The 19,013-nt window shown below is 35.9% G+C and carries 19 protein-coding genes; 13 read left to right on the forward strand and 6 right to left on the reverse strand.

The window, feature by feature from the left end; translation table 11 throughout:
- Window positions 1–109: 109 nt before the first annotated feature.
- On the reverse strand, window positions 110–958 hold the full coding sequence (locus tag AB1282_RS15355) for a lysozyme inhibitor LprI family protein (RefSeq protein ID WP_056470231.1): 849 nt from the start codon (window positions 956–958) through the stop codon (window positions 110–112).
- Between the two features lie 796 nt (window positions 959–1,754).
- On the reverse strand, window positions 1,755–2,120 hold the full coding sequence (locus AB1282_RS15360) for a hypothetical protein (RefSeq protein WP_429899451.1): 366 nt from the start codon (window positions 2,118–2,120) through the stop codon (window positions 1,755–1,757).
- 253 nt (window positions 2,121–2,373) lie between these two features.
- Between AB1282_RS15360 and AB1282_RS15365 the strand changes: the two genes are divergently transcribed.
- Window positions 2,374–2,625 carry a hypothetical protein gene (locus AB1282_RS15365; RefSeq protein WP_429899452.1) on the forward strand — a complete coding sequence of 84 codons (252 nt, stop codon included), beginning with the start codon at window positions 2,374–2,376 and terminating at the stop codon, window positions 2,623–2,625.
- 417 nt (window positions 2,626–3,042) lie between these two features.
- Here AB1282_RS15365 and AB1282_RS15370 read toward each other — a convergent pair whose 3' ends face one another.
- The gene (locus AB1282_RS15370) at window positions 3,043–3,801 is read right to left on the reverse strand and encodes a L,D-transpeptidase family protein (RefSeq protein WP_286131678.1); all 759 of its coding nucleotides are present in this window, start codon (window positions 3,799–3,801) and stop codon (window positions 3,043–3,045) included.
- Window positions 3,802–4,031: 230 nt separating this feature from the next.
- On the opposite strand from AB1282_RS15370, the gene AB1282_RS15375 reads away from it, so the two are divergent.
- The 3 genes from AB1282_RS15375 to AB1282_RS15385 all read left to right on the forward strand — a co-directional run bounded on the left by AB1282_RS15375 (window position 4,032) and on the right by AB1282_RS15385 (window position 5,820).
- The gene (locus tag AB1282_RS15375; protein ID WP_429899453.1) at window positions 4,032–4,214 is read left to right on the forward strand and encodes a hypothetical protein; all 183 of its coding nucleotides are present in this window, start codon (window positions 4,032–4,034) and stop codon (window positions 4,212–4,214) included.
- A gap of 175 nt (window positions 4,215–4,389) precedes the next feature.
- A complete protein-coding gene (gene htpX / locus AB1282_RS15380) occupies window positions 4,390–5,262 on the forward strand; it encodes a protease HtpX (RefSeq protein ID WP_429899454.1) in 873 nt (290 codons plus the stop codon).
- A gap of 147 nt (window positions 5,263–5,409) precedes the next feature.
- Window positions 5,410–5,820 carry a hypothetical protein gene (locus AB1282_RS15385; RefSeq protein WP_429899455.1) on the forward strand — a complete coding sequence of 137 codons (411 nt, stop codon included), beginning with the start codon at window positions 5,410–5,412 and terminating at the stop codon, window positions 5,818–5,820.
- A gap of 101 nt (window positions 5,821–5,921) precedes the next feature.
- Here the strand turns inward: AB1282_RS15385 and AB1282_RS15390 are convergent, their stop codons facing one another.
- Window positions 5,922–7,358 carry a glycoside hydrolase family 1 protein gene (locus AB1282_RS15390; RefSeq protein WP_429899456.1) on the reverse strand — a complete coding sequence of 479 codons (1,437 nt, stop codon included), beginning with the start codon at window positions 7,356–7,358 and terminating at the stop codon, window positions 5,922–5,924.
- Window positions 7,359–7,598: 240 nt separating this feature from the next.
- On the opposite strand from AB1282_RS15390, the gene AB1282_RS15395 reads away from it, so the two are divergent.
- The 5 genes from AB1282_RS15395 to AB1282_RS15415 all read left to right on the forward strand — a co-directional run bounded on the left by AB1282_RS15395 (window position 7,599) and on the right by AB1282_RS15415 (window position 14,407).
- Entirely contained in the window at window positions 7,599–8,324 is a 726-nt protein-coding gene (locus AB1282_RS15395) for a MurR/RpiR family transcriptional regulator (protein WP_429899457.1), read from the forward strand.
- Window positions 8,325–8,423: 99 nt separating this feature from the next.
- Window positions 8,424–9,206: a class I SAM-dependent methyltransferase gene (locus AB1282_RS15400; RefSeq protein WP_429899458.1), complete on the forward strand. Its 783-nt coding sequence runs from the start codon at window positions 8,424–8,426 to the stop codon at window positions 9,204–9,206.
- Between the two features lie 197 nt (window positions 9,207–9,403).
- Window positions 9,404–9,721, forward strand: a complete 318-nt coding sequence (locus AB1282_RS15405) for a hypothetical protein (protein ID WP_429899459.1) — start codon at window positions 9,404–9,406, stop codon at window positions 9,719–9,721.
- Between the two features lie 83 nt (window positions 9,722–9,804).
- Window positions 9,805–13,719, forward strand: a complete 3,915-nt coding sequence (locus AB1282_RS15410) for a collagen-like protein (protein ID WP_429899460.1) — start codon at window positions 9,805–9,807, stop codon at window positions 13,717–13,719.
- A gap of 208 nt (window positions 13,720–13,927) precedes the next feature.
- Entirely contained in the window at window positions 13,928–14,407 is a 480-nt protein-coding gene (locus AB1282_RS15415) for a hypothetical protein (protein WP_429899461.1), read from the forward strand.
- 525 nt (window positions 14,408–14,932) lie between these two features.
- Here AB1282_RS15415 and AB1282_RS15420 read toward each other — a convergent pair.
- Window positions 14,933–15,916, reverse strand: a complete 984-nt coding sequence (locus AB1282_RS15420) for a hypothetical protein (protein ID WP_429899462.1) — start codon at window positions 15,914–15,916, stop codon at window positions 14,933–14,935.
- 510 nt (window positions 15,917–16,426) lie between these two features.
- Entirely contained in the window at window positions 16,427–16,672 is a 246-nt protein-coding gene (locus tag AB1282_RS15425) for a hypothetical protein (RefSeq protein WP_429899463.1), read from the reverse strand.
- 232 nt (window positions 16,673–16,904) lie between these two features.
- On the opposite strand from AB1282_RS15425, the gene AB1282_RS15430 reads away from it, so the two are divergent.
- The 4 genes from AB1282_RS15430 (at window position 16,905) to AB1282_RS15445 (ending at window position 18,926) form a co-directional block, all read left to right on the forward strand.
- Window positions 16,905–17,330: a hypothetical protein gene (locus tag AB1282_RS15430; RefSeq protein WP_056470217.1), complete on the forward strand. Its 426-nt coding sequence runs from the start codon at window positions 16,905–16,907 to the stop codon at window positions 17,328–17,330.
- A gap of 204 nt (window positions 17,331–17,534) precedes the next feature.
- Complete coding sequence (locus AB1282_RS15435) at window positions 17,535–17,900, forward strand: hypothetical protein (RefSeq protein WP_429899464.1); 366 nt, start codon at window positions 17,535–17,537, stop codon at window positions 17,898–17,900.
- A gap of 129 nt (window positions 17,901–18,029) precedes the next feature.
- Window positions 18,030–18,410, forward strand: a complete 381-nt coding sequence (locus AB1282_RS15440; protein WP_429899465.1) for a VOC family protein — start codon at window positions 18,030–18,032, stop codon at window positions 18,408–18,410.
- Window positions 18,411–18,776: 366 nt separating this feature from the next.
- Entirely contained in the window at window positions 18,777–18,926 is a 150-nt protein-coding gene (locus AB1282_RS15445; RefSeq protein WP_429899466.1) for a hypothetical protein, read from the forward strand.
- Window positions 18,927–19,013 lie beyond the last annotated feature (87 nt).

The raw sequence follows: 19,013 nt of genomic DNA on the forward strand, positions 1-19,013 counted from the left end.
ATTTTGTTCTCCCACTCATTATCTTTTCTTGTTCTTCTTCAAGATTTTTTAAGAAAATCTGATATTACATTTGGTTCAAACATTTATAAAACACCCCACTTTTAAACTCTTAAATCATATACGAATTTACCAATTCATACGCTCTTTCTTTGGTTAATCTTGCAAGTGAATTCATATATTGTACATTTTCAAAAGTTCCGCCTTTGTACTCTGCAGCTTCATTTGTAGCAATACGTTCTTTTTCTTTAACCCATGCCCTTTCTTCAACCTTTAGTTTAGAAGCTTCAGAAGATGGCAGTTCTCGCATTAAAACCTGATAAATTTCATTTAATGCCGTATCCCATCGATTTAATTTTTCTCCTTCAGCTTCTACCATATCTTTGGTTATGCCGCTTTTATATAGACTATCCAAATCAGTCATACTTGCTTCAATGTCATTTAATTTTGTTAGATATGTTTGTTGAAGATTTAGTTTGTTATTTTCAACTTCGCCCGTCTCAGTGCTATTTTGCTCATTCGTTTGAACAAGTTGAGTTGTATCAGTAGAACCATTTGAGTCGTCTGTATGTGAGGAAGTTTCATCAGTAGTTGTACTTGCTACCGTTTTAGACTCGTCCACCTTATCAGTAGCATTATTAACCATCGCTGTTAACTCAGTTTTTAAGTAATTTGGTAAAGATTTTTTGTTTAATAATTCATTACCTTCTTTAATTGTTTTATCCCAATTTTGTTGTTTGAATAAATCTTTCACTTTATTAAATTTCACCAGTTTTACGTATATTCCTTTTGTTTTAGCATCATCTGGTTTTTCTTCTAAAGCTAATTCATAAGCTACTTGAGCTTTGTCATACTCGCCATCTAATAAAGCGTCATTTGCCTTCTTCATCGCATTATCATACGCATTGTTACTACACCCAACAAGTAAGAATGTTGCTAGGACTAAACTTAGTTTTTTCATTTTTGTACTCCTTTGTATCGTTCATTGATTTGGTTATTGAAATATTAGATTATATTTACCTAATGAACCAAATATTGTTAATCAACAATCATTATACGGTTAAATAATCCAGTTGAGAATAGGAATTTTCGCCTTGAATTTCTTACACTATTTACAACATAAAAAAATAAAACTTAGAATCAAAATAAAAAGACAACTAAAAATTGAATAGATGGTTTGTAAATAAAGAATTTAAAATCTATTACTAAACACAATGTAAGAAAGTTAATTTTGAAAGTGAATAGTTTATTAAAAAAATACTAAATTAGTCAAAGTTCTTAACCGGTGTAAATAAAAATTTTAATTTTCATTATATTAATTATACTAATCTAGTTAAATATTCTATTAACTGATCTATTAATTTACTTCAGAGATTTTATATTACTAGGTAAAGAGAATTCAAAAAAGTTAAGATAATTGTGTTCATTATAGAATAGTGTATGATTACAACGAAAGGCTGCTTAGGTAGTCTTTTTTTTATGGGAACGAGTGTTTACACTCAAAGAAACGTTGATAAATTTTTACATTTAGAGAATTTATTAAATCTTATATTAGACGTTTAGACTGATGAACTAACCAAAAAATGAAAAAATACATATCTTAAGTTGTAAGTAACTAGGAATATATCACCCGAGGACTAGCCTAAAAGATATTGAAATAGGTGATTTTTTGGGTAAAGAAGATAAAAAAAATGTGATTGCCATTGTAATGATTACCACAAATGCAAAAAGTGTTGTTGTTGCAATGGTTCAAAAGATCATTTAAAAAAAGAAGAGAAAGAGAAAAAGAAAAAATGTGATTGTAAGAAGTGTAAAAATGATTGTGATTGTTGTAAAAAATGTTGTTGCTGTTGTTGTCGAGGTCCAAGAGGTCCAAGGGGGCCTAGAGGTGAGGAAGGAAAGAGAGGAAAAAAAGGTAATACAGGAGCAACAGGAGTAACAGGAGTAACAGGCCCAACAGGAGCAACTGGCATAACGGGAGCAACTGGAACGGGAACAACCGGGGCAACGGGAGCAACAGGAGTAACAGGCCCAACGGGAGCAACCGGCCCAACAGGAGCAACTGGGGCAACGGGAGCAACGGGAGTAACAGGCCCAACAGGTCGAACAGGTGCAACTGGCACAACCGGAGCAACCGGGATTTCAGGATCTAATTCGAAAGCGATTATATTTGGTGGTACTAACGCAGGATTTCAACGAATTGCTGGATCTCCTGGTGCAGATTCTATTACTATTCCATATGTAACTGCAGGTACAGGTAGTATTGTTGGTCTTTCAAGCTCTATAAATGTAAATAATCTAGCAGTGGGAACTTATAATATTCAAGTTTGTAATAATGTTCCTATTAATCTTTCAGCACCAGCTGCAGGTCAAATAGTGTCTACTATTACTTTAAATGTCCCAAATACCTTAACTGGAACAATTATATTTTCTATCACACCAAATGATGTAGGTGCACAGCCTGTAATTATTTTCAATCCTAATCCAGTTACATCAACAGCTACTGTCACTTGGACTAGTACGATTGCTGGAAACCCAGTTGCCAGAAATAATGTAATTTCATTGTATATTACACCTCAAATTACTCAAAGTGTAATTTACACAGTATTTATTTCGACTACAATTTGATTAAGGTAATATTACAATTAGCTTTCCTATTAAGGATCTTCTTTCATTAGAAGATCTTTTTACTAATAAAAATAAAAGATACATTTGTATTTTTGGGGCAAAAAAGCTATTCAGATTTTTTAAGTGGTAATATAGTTGATAGATAAAAATATATTATTCTATTATTAGTATTATTTTGTAAACAATCTCTTAAACAGTTTGCACCTAATTATGTACATGTTATAAAATCTATTAATATTGAAGAAAATATAACAACTATATTTGAAAGTTTAACTTCTTCTACGACAAAGGAGAATAAACTATATTCATTGAAGTTAATAGATAATATTGTAAATTGGGTAAAGGTGAACAAAGCTTGAAAACTAAAAGATATGTATAAAAAAAAATAGAGGAATATCCTCTATTAAAAAGCCGAGCTTATAATCCACCAAGTGCTTTAATCGTAGCAGGTCCTACAATACCATCTACTGTTAAATGCCGGTCTTTTTGAAATTTGCGCACGGCTTGGTCTGTGTTGTTCCCAAAGATACCATCGATCCCTTTTGTACTATAGCCGAGAGCTGTTAGCTTTTGTTGAAGTTTTTTAACTGTAGTACCACTATTTCCCTTTTTTAATACAGTTCCACTTGGGATAACAGCGTTTGAACCACCATTACTACTTGTTACCTTATACCCGTTTGCAATTGCTATTGAGTCAAAGGATTTACTTGAAGAAGTAATGACTACAGGTGTACTTAATTTAACCTTATTAAAAAGCCATTCGACTTCATTATTGTACATTCTAATACATCCATGACTTACATACTTTCCAATCGAACTTGTATTGTTATTACCGTGGATAGCATATGTCGTTCCCCATGTACCACGGGCATTTAATCCAAGCCAACGTTTTCCGAGTGGATTTCTTGGATCACCGCCAGGGATGTGACCTTTATAGTAAGGTCTATTTACAATCTTATTTACAATTTTAAACTTTCCTTCTGGCGTAAGAGATTGACTTTTACCAGTAGCTACCTTAAAAACTTTGTAAAGTTTACCATTTTCATAGTAAGCTAATTGGTTTGTTGATTTATTAATAATAATGAATTGACTTGTAGCTGCCTGGGTAGGTTTTATACCAATACCAACAATCATAAGACAGGTTAAAATTAAAACAGTAAGCCATTTTCTTAGCAAATCCTTCCCTCCCAAATCATATTTTCAAAGTCTTAATCAATTAATCCTATGATTGCAGAAGTTGTCCATTTGTCATTTTTTTCAAATATGCTTAAAATAAATAAAGAAGATGACATTTATAATGGATTTTCATAGTTCTTTTGGTTTGTATGATGGGACGGAATATTTTCTAAGTAGTGCTAATGGCTTGTAAATGAAAAATAGTATATTTAAATAGTGGAGGTGAATAGATGAAAATTAATAATTATATGCTTCAACTATCATTACTAATCATCATCATTTTTGGCGGGACTTTTATCATTCATTTAATTAAAACGGGTGAGCTTTTATTAGATCAAATAATTGGATTTTCAGTAGGGATTTTAATCCTATTCTTTACTTTAATTTGGAGAAAATCTTACAAACTTTCTTAAGTCATAAAATTTGAGAAATCTAAGATAACAAATTTTGAATTATATAGTAGAATGAATGAATATAAGTTTAAGAAATTAATTGTGTTCTTGGATTGTATAAGAAATTAGACTCTATATTTAAGAATAAAAGTTAAATATAAGGGTCTTTCCAGTATTTAGTTGGGGAGGAACGATTTTGTTTAAACGTATTTCTTTCTTTATTTTTGTTAATATTTTAGTTTTAATTACAATTACTACGATTACAACTTTATTAGGTGTACCTCGCTATATTGGTAATGGGGGATACTGGACACTGCTTGCATTTAGTGTAATTGCAGGATTTAGTGGAGCGATTATTTCATTGTTATTCTCTCGTATAATGGCTAAATGGGTTATGGGTGTAAAATTAATTGATCCTCGTTCTCCACAAAATGAACGATTTAATTTTGTGCTAGAGGAGACATATGGTTTAGCAAAACTTGCTGGTTTAAAAAAGATGCCACAAGTAGGGGTTTATGATTCAGTAGAGGTTAATGCTTTTGCTACAGGACCTAGTAAAAGACGATCTTTAGTAGCTGTTTCAAGTGGAATGATTGAGACTATGGATCGTCCAGCAATTAGTGGTGTTTTAGCACATGAAATTGCCCATATAAAAAATGGAGATATGGTTACTACAACATTATTACAAGGTGTAATTAATACTTTTGTCATTTTCTTCTCACGTTTAGTGGCAAAAATTGTTTCTAATTTTGTAAGAGAAGAGTTATCTTATGTTGTTTATTTTCTTTGTTCAGTAGTATTTGAGATCGTATTCAGTATTTTAAGTAGTCCAATTATTTTCTGGCATTCAAGAAAAAGAGAGTTTAAGGCAGACAGGTATGCGGCAGAACTTGGTGGAAAAGATAATATGATTTATGCTTTAGAATCATTAAGTCGAAATATTAGATTAGTTGATGATCGTCAAAAATCGATTGCTGCTTTTAAAATTAGTGGTAAAGAGAAATTCGCAAGATTATTCTCAACGCATCCACCTTTAGAAAAACGAATCGAACGTTTAAAATCATTATAAAAGGTAAAGGCTTTTTACATTTAACGATGTAAAAGGCCTTTATTTTTATTAGAATTATTCATTTTCTAAAGTAGATTAAGGTAATAGCAAGAAGGATTTCATTTTAATTTAGGGAATATAGATAATAAAAAGATGAGGTGTAGTTTATTGGAGAAAGAAAAAATTGAAAAATTGAAAACTTCAGTAATTATCTTAGCTACGTTTATCTTCACCCTCGGAATAATCATATCTATTTCTATTATTAATTTTAATCACGCTAAAGCACATCCCAATATTATCAAAATTCCTAAATCAAAAAGTATAATTACACTAGTTAATAAACAAGAATTAATTAACGTAGATTCAAATTTAAAAACTCGTGTTTGCGAAGTTGTAGACATTGCAAAAACAAATAATAAAAGTCAGTATCAAATAGTTTGTGATGATTCTGAGAAATACGGATTTACGGAAAAAGAAATAGTAGACAATAAAACTAACTCTTCATTGAAACTTGGTGACACTGTTTACTTAACTATTTATGAAGATGGTAAATTAATGGTAAAAATTGAAAATGAATAAGCAGTTATTAGTCTAACTAAAAAATTTAAAAGTAAAGAGTCTCATCTAACTTAAATATAAAAGAAAGGAACTTCAAATTTGCTGAAGTTCCTTTTTTAAAATTATAGTTCTACTCCATTTGAAGCAATTACGTCTTTGTACCAGAAGAATGATTTTTTCTTTTTTCGTTCTAATGTTCCACTACCGTCGTCATGTTTATCAACATAAATGAAACCATAACGTTTTGAGAACTCACCTGATGATGCACTAACAAGATCTATGCAACCCCAGCTAGTGTAACCCATCAATTTAACGCCATCTTGAATTGCTTCTCCCATCGCATTAATGTGCTCACGTAAATAATCAATTCGATAATAATCATTAATTGTTCCATCATCTTCTACTTTGTCATATGCCCCTAGGCCATTTTCTACAACAAATAGTGGTACTTGGTAACGGTCATACAATTGATTTAAACTAATTCGTAAACCTACTGGATCGATTTCCCAGCCCCAGTCACTTGCTTTTAGGAAAGGATTTTTAACTCCTCCAATTAGATTTCCTTGTGAGCTTTCTAAGTCAGATTTTTCCTTTTTCTCGGTTCTAGACATATAATAACTGAACCCAATATAGTCAACAGTACCTTCTTTAATTAATTCTGTATCCCCATCATGCATTTCAATATTAATATTGTTTTCTTTAAAGAAGCGATGTATAAATGACGGATATTCCCCACGAACCTGAACGTCTGCACAGAAGTAATTAAAAAAGCGTTCTTCTTCAAGGGCATACATTACGTTGTTAGGATTCGAATCAAAAGAATAAACTGGAGCATATAAAATCATACATCCAATTTGAGAATTTGGAATAATCTCATGACAAGCTTTGACAGCAATACTACTTGCAACAAATTGATGATGAAACGCCTGAAATGTTGGTTGGTATTTATCTTTTTCTTCTTTTATGGAAAAACCAAGCCCCATAATTGGCATAATTAATCCACTATTAATTTCATTAAAAGTCATCCAATATTTTACTTTGTCTTTATAACGATTGAAGATTGCGTTTACGTATCTTTCAAAAAATGTTACTACTTCTCGGTTTCGCCAACCACCATATTGTTTTACAAGATTTACTGGCATTTCATAGTGTGAAATTGTCACAACAGGTTCAATGCCATATTTGTGAAGCTCGTCAAAAACACGGTCATAGAAAGCCAATCCATCTTCATTTGCTACTAATTCATTTCCATTTGGAAAGATTCTTGTCCAAGCAATTGACATTCGGAAAACTTTAAAACCCATTTCCGCAAATAAAGCAATATCTTCTTTATATCGGTGATAGAAGTCTATTCCTTCGTGGTTTGGATAATCATACTTTGAACGATCAATCTCGAAATTGAATCCGGGTGACTGTAAAATATTCAGTCTTTCCTTCCCTCCAGGAAGAACATCGGCTATATTTAAACCTTTATCCCCTTCATAAAATCCACCTTCCATTTGATTGGCAGCCGTAGCGCCACCCCATAAAAAATCTTTAGGAAATTTAAATTGTTTCATTTTTTTACCTCCTAATTTCTTTTTAGTTGTTTACATAAAACCAAATTTTTAATTAATGAGAATATAAACGAATCATAACGTTAACGGAGATGTTAGTAAATAAGTGAATGGAATCTAGTTTTTATTCACAAAAGTAAATAATTGTTTCATACATGTAACGCTGTGTTTTTTATTTTATATGTTAAGATAAAATAGATTAACTATATTTGGTACCTAGTAATAAAAGGAGAACGAACTAAAATGTTTTCAATTGATCAAATCACGTCTTTTAATGAGTTAGAGTTATCATTATATAATTACATTTCACAAAATATGGAAAAAGTCGCATATATGCGTATACGTGAAATTGCAGATGAAACCCATGTTTCAACTTCAACAATTTTACGTTTTTGTAGGAAACTAAATTGCGACGGTTTTTCTGAATTTAAAGTAAAGTTAAAAATGTATTTGGAAGAGGAGAAACGGACCTTCGTAAAAAGTGCACAACATTCGCTAGTGGAATTTTTTGAGAGATCTTTAAAAGGGGATTTAGAAGATAAAGTTAAAGAGGCTGCTATTGAAATAAACAAAGCTGAAAATGTAATTTTTATTGGAATAGGTAGCTCAGGTATTCTTGCTGAATATGGTTCGAGGTACTTTTCAAGTTTAGGAAAATTCTCCCTTTATATAAAAGACCCTCATTTCCCGATTCACTCTAAATTAACAAAAAATAGTATAGCAATAGCCTTGTCAGTCTCTGGTGAAACTATTTTCACAGTAAATCATCTGAATTTACTTAAACAAGAAGGTTGTAAAATAATAAGCATTACGAACAACAAATTATCAACAATAGCCAAAATTTCTGATCTAAATATTCCCTATTATGTAACAGAAGAGTATTTTGAAAAAGCAAATATAACTACTCAAGTTCCAGTGGTCTATATAATTGAATCGATCGCTCGCGAAATCTACAGAATTAATCAATAAGTCAAATGGATTAGGGTATATACCTTATGTTAGAAGGAATTTCTCATTAAGTGATGAATAGTAATTATTCTGATTATGAGTAAAGGAGAATTTATATTTATGAAATTAATAGATCCTACATTACATAAAGATTGGGTAACACCTCATTCAACAAAATGGTACGAACAAATAGGTAAAATATATGGGGAATACACATATCCTTGGAATTCAACAATTACAGAGCCGAATGGGGAGTTAGTTTTTAACAATGAAGTATTTGAAATGATTAATAATCAAATTGTATTAGATGTAGGGTGTGGACATGGAGATTTCACCATTAAATGTAGTGAAAAAGCAAAAAAGATTGTAGGATTTGATCTTACAAATGATTTTATAAAAAGTGGAAATGAAGCAAAAAAACAAAATGTGTCCTTTATTGTTGGTAGCACAAAAAATAAGTTGCCTTTTGAAACCGGACAATTTGACTGTGCGTATAATCGAAAAGGACCTACATCAGCCTATCTAGAACTTAAAAGAGTAGTAAAAAAAGGAGGGGAAATCCTTGGACTTCATCCTGGTGATGATTTTGGAATTGAATTACCTAGGTTATTTCCTAATCTTTTTAAATCAATTAATAATGACAAACCAATTTTAAAAACGATAAAACAAAGACTTGGGCAAAGTAGGTTTAAAGATGTAGAAATACAAGTTGTTAATAGTATTGAATTTTTACATACACCCATTGATGTTTTAAAACTAAGATGCTTCGGCCAAACGCAATCTCTATTAAAGGAGCAAACAGAAAATAATTTATCGGAAGTAAAACGAATATTTGAACAAAATGCTCAGAAAAATGGATTGCCAATAACTTATTCACGTTACATCGTTAGAGCAAGGGATTAATTTTGATTGGAGGATGATAAAACATCCTCTTTCTTTATTTTAGTCTTGAAGAATACATATTCATTTTTCAATTCGTAATTGTAAAAAAATACCAGATATTTTTTTGGTCATATATAATAATCAAATTTTAATATAGGTACATAGAATTATATTGGTATGAAAAATGGACAAGATTTTTTGCCAAAATGGTTTTCTAGTTGGAAAAGGTGATAATTTGGGGAAAGAGAATAAAGAAAATAGAAAATCTTGTAATTGTAAGAATTGTAAGAATTGTAAGTGTAAAGATTGTAAGGGATACAAATGTAAGAATTGTAAGTGTAAAGATTGTAAGGAATGCAAATATAAGAACTGTAAGTGTAAAGATTGTAAGGAATGCAAATGCAAGAATTGTAAGAGTAAGACTTGTAAGGAATGCAAATGTAAAGATTCAAAGGAATGTTACTGTTGTGATAAATGTTGTAGAGGACCTAGAGGTAAAAGAGGTAAAACTGGACCTCAAGGGCCGACTGGAGTAACGGGGGCTACAGGAGCAACTGGCATTGGGTTAACCGGAACAACTGGTCCTACTGGTGAAAGAGGAGAAACAGGTTCGACTGGCTTGACTGGAGCAACTGGCGAAAGAGGAATAACGGGAATGACAGGGGTAACCGGAGCAACAGGCCCAACCGGAGCAGCTGGTGTAACTGGGACAACAGGAACTACAGGCCCAACGGGAGTAACCGGAGCGACAGGAACGACGGGTGAAACCGGCCCAACAGGAACTACGGGGTTAACCGGGGCGACTGGTGAAACAGGATCAACCGGCCCGACCGGAGTAACAGGAACTACAGGCCCAACTGGAATTACGGGCTCAACTGGAGCGACTGGTGAAACAGGATCAACGGGAACGACCGGGGCAACTGGTGAAACAGGGTCAATCGGCCCGGATGGAGCAACGGGATCAACAGGAGTAACAGGCCCAACCGGGTCAACCGGCCCGACTGGTGAAACAGGATCAACGGGAGTAACAGGAACGACAGGCCCAACAGGAACTACGGGCTCAACGGGAGCGACTGGTGAAACAGGCTCAACGGGAGCAACAGGCCCAACCGGAGCAGCTGGTGTAACTGGGACAACAGGCCCAACTGGAGTAACCGGAGCGACGGGTGAAACCGGCCCAACAGGAACTACGGGGTCAACCGGGGCGACTGGCGAAACAGGATCAACCGGCCCGACCGGAACGACAGGAGTAATAGGCCCAACAGGAGCAACGGGAACGACCGGGTCAACCGGGTCAATCGGCCCGGATGGAGCAACCGGATCAACGGGAGCGACAGGAGTAACAGGCCCAACCGGGTCAACTGGAACGACTGGTGAAACAGGATCAACTGGAGTAACAGGAACGACAGGCCCAACAGGAGTAACGGGAACGACTGGCGCAACCGGGTCAACTGGAACGTTAGGCCCAACAGGAACTACGGGGTCAACTGGAGCGACTGGTGAAACAGGATCAACCGGCCCGACAGGGGCCACTGGAGAGACAGGAATAACAGGAACGACAGGCCCAACCGGATCAACGGGAGTGACAGGAGTAACAGGAACGACAGGCCCAACCGGAGTAACAGGAACAACAGGGCCAACCGGAACGACTGGTGAAACAGGATCAACCGGAGCAACCGGAGCAACCGGGTCAACCGGAGTAACAGGAACAACAGGGCCAACCGGAACGACTGGTGAAACAGGCTCAACCGGAGCAACCGGATCAACAGGAGCAACAGGAGCAACAGGAACAACAGGGGCAACAGGAACAACAGGGGCGACCGGAACAACAGGGGCTACCGGAACAACGGGAGTGACAGGCTCAACAGGAGCAACGGGCCCAATCGGAGTAACTGGGGCTACAGGCCCAAATGGAGTGACAGGCCCAACCGGAGCAACTGGAACAACCGGGGCAAATGGAGTGACAGGCCCAACAGGAGCAACTGGAACAACCGGGGCAACTGGGTCAACCGGAGCGACAGGGTCAACGGGAACGACTGGAGCAACCGGGTCAACCGGAGCAACTGGGTCGACCGGAACAATTGGGTCGACCGGTCCAACAGGAGTGACAGGCCCAATAGGAGCAACGGGCCCAACCGGGTCAACCGGAGTAACAGGAACAACAGGGTCAACGGGAGTAACAGGAGTAACAGGAGTAACAGGAATAACAGGAATAACAGGAGCGACAGGCCCAACCGGAGTAACAGGAACAACAGGCCCAACCGGAGTAACAGGAACAACAGGGCCAACCGGAACGACTGGTGAAACAGGCTCAACCGGAGCAACCGGGTCAACCGGGTCAACAGGAGCAACCGGAGCAACAGGGGCGACCGGAACAACTGGAGTGACAGGCTCAACAGGAGCAACGGGCCCAACCGGGTCAACCGGAGTAACAGGAACAACCGGGTCAACGGGAGCAACAGGAACAACAGGGTCAACGGGAGTAACAGGAGTAACAGGAATAACAGGAATAACAGGAGCGACAGGCCCAACCGGAGTAACAGGCCCAACAGGGCCAACCGGAACGACTGGTGAAACAGGCTCAACCGGAGCAACCGGGTCAACCGGGTCAACAGGAGCAACCGGAGCAACCGGGTCAACCGGGTCAACAGGAGCAACCGGAGCAACAGGGGCGACCGGAACAACTGGAGTGACAGGCTCAACAGGAGCAACGGGCCCAACCGGAGTAACTGGGGCTACAGGCCCAACCGGAGTGACAGGCCCAACCGGAGCAACTGGAACGACAGGGGCAACTGGGTCAACCGGAGCGACTGGAGCAACCGGAGCAACCGGTTCAACTGGGTCGACCGGAACAACTGGAGTGACAGGCTCAACAGGAGCAACGGGCCCAACCGGAGTAACCGGGGCTACAGGCCCAACAGGAGTGACAGGCCCAACCGGAGCAACGGGCCCAACCGGGTCAACCGGAGTAACAGGAACAACCGGGTCAACGGGAGCAACAGGAACAACAGGGTCAACGGGAGTAACAGGAGTAACAGGAATAACAGGAATAACAGGAATAACAGGAATAACAGGAGCGACAGGCCCAACCGGAGTAACAGGAACAACAGGGCCAACCGGAACGACAGGCCCAACCGGAGTAACAGGAACAACAGGGCCAACCGGAACGACTGGTGAAACAGGCTCAACCGGAGCAACCGGGTCAACCGGGTCAACAGGAGCAACCGGAGCAACAGGGGCGACCGGAACAACTGGAGTGACAGGCTCAACAGGAGCAACGGGCCCAACCGGAGCTACAGGCCCAACCGGAGTGACAGGCCCAACCGGAGCAACGGGAACGACAGGGGCAACTGGGTCAACCGGAGCGACTGGAGCAACAGGAGCAACCGGTTCAACTGGGTCGACCGGAACAACAGGAGTGACAGGCTCAACCGGAGCAACGGGCCCAACCGGAGTAACCGGGGCTACAGGCCCAACAGGAGTGACAGGCCCAACCGGAGCAACTGGAACGACAGGGTCAACTGGGTCAACCGGAGCGACAGGATCAACTGGAACGACCGGTTCAACTGGGTCGACCGGCCCAACCGGAGTGACAGGCTCAACAGGAGCAACGGGCCCAACCGGAGTAACCGGGGCTACAGGCCCAACCGGAGTGACAGGCACAACCGGAGCAACGGGAACGACCGGGTCAACCGGAGTAACAGGAACAACCGGGTCAACGGGAGCAACAGGAACAACAGGGTCAACGGGAGTAACAGGAGTAACAGGAATAACAGGAGCGACAGGCCCAACCGGAGTAACAGGAACAACAGGGCCAACCGGAACGACAGGCCCAACCGGAGCAACTGGGTCAACCGGAGCGACTGGAGCAACAGGAGCAACCGGTTCAACTGGGTCGACAGGCCCAACCGGAGTGACAGGCTCAACCGGAGCAACTGGCCCAACCGGAGTAACCGGGGCTACAGGCCCAACCGGAGTGACAGGCCCAACCGGAGCAACGGGAACGACCGGGTCAACTGGCCCAACCGGAACAACAGGAGTGACAGGCCCAACCGGAGCAACGGGCCCAACCGGAGTAACTGGGTCAACCGGGGTAACAGGAGCAACCGGAGTAACGGGTCCAACAGGTCAAAGACCAACTCTAACATTTGCAGAAAATGCAGGATCGATTGCGGTATTCCCGCCACTCAATACTGAAGTAACAATTGTAAGTATTACTCAAGGTGTACTTGCTAATCAGCAGCTTAAAATTGACTATGCAACAGCGATTGAACTAGTTGTTACTGCAAACTGGTCAGTTACATTTGAATTGCGGCTATACAGGGATGCAACTTTAATAGATACTAGAATATTTAATAGTAGCCAGCCTACAGCAGGTACTCATCGATATCAATTTGCGAGTACTCAAGTTAATGTTGCACCTGCGAATGCAACATCAACGTATAGTCTTAGAGTAATTTTTACCGCTACGTCGAATATTACTTCAGCATCGGCAATTAATAGAGATATGAATATTATCACATTTACACCGTAAGTTTGTGTGAATAGATTTTTAGAATAATAACCCCCATATGATTGACAGTTAGAATAGATTTTACTGTTAATAATATGGGGATTCTTTATTTAAAGAAAATATATAAATATAGATAAAGATAATATGTGCAAGTTTAATCTTCAACCAAAAACATTTTATTTATTTTCACATACTTTAATAAAAACAGGTAATTAAGGAAGTGAAAAATTTGAATCGCTTTAATGGCCGTAAAGTCGAGCAGTTACAATTCGATATTGAATACAGAACCCAATTTACTTTTATAGTAAATGATGAAACTTTAAGTTGTGTTTTAAAAGAAATTGCTAACGCTTCAGTAAATATTGTTGGAGTTTTACTGACAAAAAGTAGTGAAAATAATAATTTCGTGAGACTTGTGCCTGGTACAACCGAATCGCAGAAAAAGCAAGATTTAAAAATAGTTAGAGAAGTACTTGAATCATCTCATGTGAAATTTAAAGAAGAAGCAATTTTCGCTATATTAAATATTCCCCCTGGTATTCCAGGAGTATTTAGTAAAATTTACGGTAGTTTATGGTGTAAGGTTGGTGTGAAATCATTCTATATAGGAGAAAAAGATAGTATTTTTTTAACCGTATCAAATATTAAGAAAGCAACGGACATTTTAAAGAATGATTACTTGATACAATGCGATAATCATTGTGAATAGCTTTGATCTAGTTTTCTGCAGCTTTTAGGTTACTGAAATAAAGCTTATGAAACCCTTATTTCAGGCATAAAAGAGGAATATGATTTAGCTAACTTATATAAAAACGAGTAAGTTGGGATAAGAAAAAATATCAAGGGTAATAGGTGAGTTGAATTATAAAGTAGCAGCTCAAATAGTTGAAAACTAGCAGCTGTTAAAGCATTTCAAGAAAAAATGGTTTAATTGTAGATAGAATTGTTGGAGAAAAGACTTTGGCTAATTGTTATAAACATAAGAAAAGAGTTTCATAAAGTATTAGAAACTCTTTTTTTGCTTTATTTTCTTATGTTTAATTTTAAAATTTTGAACGTATATTATCAAAAAATTTAAATACAATAAAAAGTATAAAAATAATAAATATTAAACTAAGAATAATAAACATTAGATTTTTTTTCATATTAGCCGTGAAATAATTAAAACTAATCGATAATATTACTAAAATAACTATTTCAAAAAAACGACTTTTTAATAGTTTTTTTATCATCATTAAAAATCAATGTAACCATTATTGGGTTTAGTGTCATATTTATCGATAAGTTTTGCAATATTTGTACCAATGTCAGCGTAATTTAACGCAGTAGTCACTACCAAACCTACAGTTGTAGCTAATTTTTTAGCTCCCCATGCATTTAACTTAGAAGTTATTGTTTTAGTAAATAACTTTGCTGCAGATGCTTTACCTTTTTTTATTATGTAAGCTTGAACGGCTCCAACTCCACCTCCCACAGCAAATCCAATGGCTGTATTAAAAATAGCACCTGCTAGTTTGTTGGATATTCTCATACCCAGAGCTCGCCCGCTTATTAACTCTTGTGCAGTGTCATCTTCAAAGCTGTTTATTAATTCTTCCCTAAACTCTTCAGGATTTTCTCCTTCAAAATTTTCTACTTCGATATTTACTAAAGAATTAAAAAGCTCTCTTTGCTCTTCAGTCATTTCAGGGAGAGTGGGAATGTTCGTAAAATTTTGTTCATCTTCAAGTGTAATTGGTTCAAGAAATGTAGGAGATGCAGCGTATGATATTGGACTAGCACCATCTTCATAAACAGCTGTCACTCGAACATAGTAAACAGTACTATCAGTGTAATTTAAAGTACTACCATTCACTTCATATGCCTTAGAATATAGGTTATATGGATCAGTAGCAAATTCTCCACCAGAACCATCACGTAGAAAGTTTATTTTACCTGCTTCAATTTGTTCATTTGTAGGAAACATACCCTTTCCTTTCGTTGTCCAAGATGTCCCATTTGCAGGAACATCCCAGTAACTATGTATAGAGCCATTGAATAGTAAAATTTGGTAGTTTTTAACACCTTCAACAGGTTCCCATGAGACGTCAAGATATCCTGTACCGTCTTCATTAGAAATTGTCTCAACAGTTGGCATTGGCATTTGAGGGTACTTATCATTTACCGCTCTTCCTTGTAAAATAGGTGGTGCTGGTAAACTAGTTTGCGTGTTTTTCATGTACTACCTCCAATTTGTATTATTTTTAAACATATTATCCATTGAAAGAATACTATATTAATAGAGGATGGGTGATTCCTTATTTGAAATCACTTGTTTCAATTAAAAACAGAACATATTGATTATCACATGTTATTATTAAAGTGATATTGTAGGGTTTTTTAATAAGATTCATTAAAACTCCAAGAAAAAAAGACCTTTCCAGTAAAGTTCTGGGATGGTCCTTTTTTCATTTGTTTAGAATTGGAATATATCGTTTTAAAAAGCGTCCGTCCATTGAATATAAATAATATCACCCAAAACCTCCTCTAATTTGTGGTGGTATGTTGTCTTTTCTTGACAAATCTTAAAATTATTAAAACCTCTAGAAACCCTATTGTATAAGTGTTTTCAGAGGTTTTTTGTAAAAATTACATCGGTATAAATATTCACAATTATAAGGTTTACTCTTATTTCAAATTAAAAAACTATAAATTTGTACACATAATGCGAAAAATGTAATTTGGTCATTTAATCATTTATAATACTCATTCGATCTCTATGACCACAAACGGGACATGTAACTAGCCGCTCATTTACTTTGCCGGTTTTAAATGCTAAAGCAAAATTTAATTTCGATAATTTAAAGCGACTGCTACAACGAGGACAAACAAAATGAGTCGTTCTTGTGCGAATATCTGAATATTTATAGATAAACACGAAGGCTAAAATTAATATAAGAATCGATTGAATTATCCCTGTAATAAATTGATTCAATTGTTATCCCACTTTTCTTTTTATTGATTTTAATATTATTTTTTATGTTTGCTATTTATAGAATGATACCTTTGAAGTTTTTGATTTCAGATCGTAACTAAAATTTACAATCGAAAATAAAAAGGTAAAAAAGAAAAATAAAAATGAGGGAAATACCAAAAATAGGAAACAATAGAAACTAAGTACTAAAATACATAAATAAAGATTGAACTACATACGAAAGGAGAATTTTATGAATATAAAATTTTTGTTTATATTAAATGATTATATACCTACGGAACCGGCTTATGTTGCAAATACTGGGAAATATATAGATGGGTCATTAAATATCTATTTAAATGATTCATTATTTTTTCATGATCCGAATTTAAATCTTACGGAGTTTGCGAGTCAATTGAGTGAATGGGTTCAAAATGTACAAAATGGTTTAAAGGAAAATATGAATTATGAATCGATTAATCGAAATGAAGATCTTATGAATTTCCTATATAAAGGAGATGACAAGTGGGGAATTTATTCGGTGTGGCAAATGTTTGAACCTACGGAATACGTTAAAACAGAAACATTAGTTGAGGGTGTAAATAGGTTTCTTACTGCGTTAAATGATGGACTTATTGAAATCAATTATGATTTTACGCTTGATAAATTTAATCAGTAATTTTTATTATAAATTTATGTTGTTTTACTAAAAAGAGTTGCAAGAGTAACTCTTTTTTTTTGCATTTTGGTAGGAAAATTTTACTAAATAAAATTGCATATCATATGCTTAATATATCTTTTTAATTATTATTTAATGGTTTAAAAGGAGTAATGAGTAAGACGTTGAATTTTATTGGGAAATCGAAAAAAATTTGGAGGATTAATGAGAAAACTTCTAATTGTTTTAAGTGGTATATTCCTTTTATTTGGCTGTTCTATGAAATCAAGTACAGAGAGTAAAACTAGTAAAGTTGTTGGTATCATTGGTGTTACTTCCGTAGATACAATTATTTATTCGGCGGATAAAGATCATGATTTAATTAATAAAATCGAAAAAGGTTTTAAATTAAAAAAGATCGAGAATCAACAAATTGAATCCACTGATTTAAGGTTAGCTTTTATTGAGAAAGATGGTAAAAAAGAGGAATTTGAAGTAAATTACAAGCAAAGTATGTTTTGGCAAAATGGAAACGGATATAAACTTGATTCAAAGTTAACAAAACTATTAAAGGAGCAGTTTAGGAATTAAAGGAGTTCAAAAAATTATCTAGAAATGAATAGTATTCAAATTTTTATTACTAACACTTCTATTTTCTAACTGGGATGGTCAGAATTATTGTTATGAACTAATTACTAATTATTTTAAGGAGAGAATGAAATGATTAATATGCTTGGTCAAGTAATGGTATATGTTAACAATCAAGAGGAAGCAGTGAACTTTTGGACTGAGAAAGTAGGCTTTACTGTGATTTCTGATAATAATAATGGTCAAGGAATGAGATGGATTGAAGTTGCACCTTCAAAAAATGCTGAAACAAGTATTATACTTCATAATAAAGAGTTAATTTCTAAAATGCAGCCATCTCTTAATCTAGGTACACCTTCTTTAATGTTTTTTACAAATAAACTTGATGAATTGTATAGTGATTTAACAAACAAAAAGGTTACTGTTGGTGAAATTGTTGAAATGCCAAATGGAAGAGTGTTTAACTTTGCTGATGATGAACAAAATTATTTTGCTGTAATGGAAAAAAAGTAAAAGAATTAAGTAATCAAATAAGTGGATGAAGTTTAAAAGCACAGGGTAAAATTTTACCTTGTGTTTTTTTATAAATTTTAAATAAAAATCACTTTTACCATGAAGATAAAAGTGAAGTGTACCTGTTTGCCAATGCCACCAAGAAAACAAGGTTTATATAAGGTATGTAAGGGAATAGGAATAGTTCTTTTTTCTCTTGTGGTAATAAATTCCAAGTCGATTAATTATTAAACCGGTAAATACTTTTTAGTTTGAGGATTAATCGTGGGCTGTATTTGAGAACATTTTTTATCAAGTAAGTATCAAATTTTCAAAGTAATCTGTTAAAATAATTCGTAAGATTGATCATAAAGGAGAAATCAACTTATGATGAAAGTATTTTCTAAAAAAATCGTACTTTTAGTCACTTCATTGATGATATTACTAATGATAAGTGGAGCGTTAATTTCATTAACTTATATCCCTTTAAAAGTTAAAGAAAATCAAGAGAAAATAAAATTAACAGAAAGTCATTGAAAGATCTTAAAAGAAGACAACTCTTTTTGTACTAAAAAGCTCTGAATAAGGGCTTTTTGTCCTTTAGAAATTAAAATCACTTAATTA

The organism is Gottfriedia sp. S16(2024) (genome assembly GCF_050473765.1).
Taxonomy (GTDB): domain Bacteria; phylum Bacillota; class Bacilli; order Bacillales; family Bacillaceae_G; genus Gottfriedia.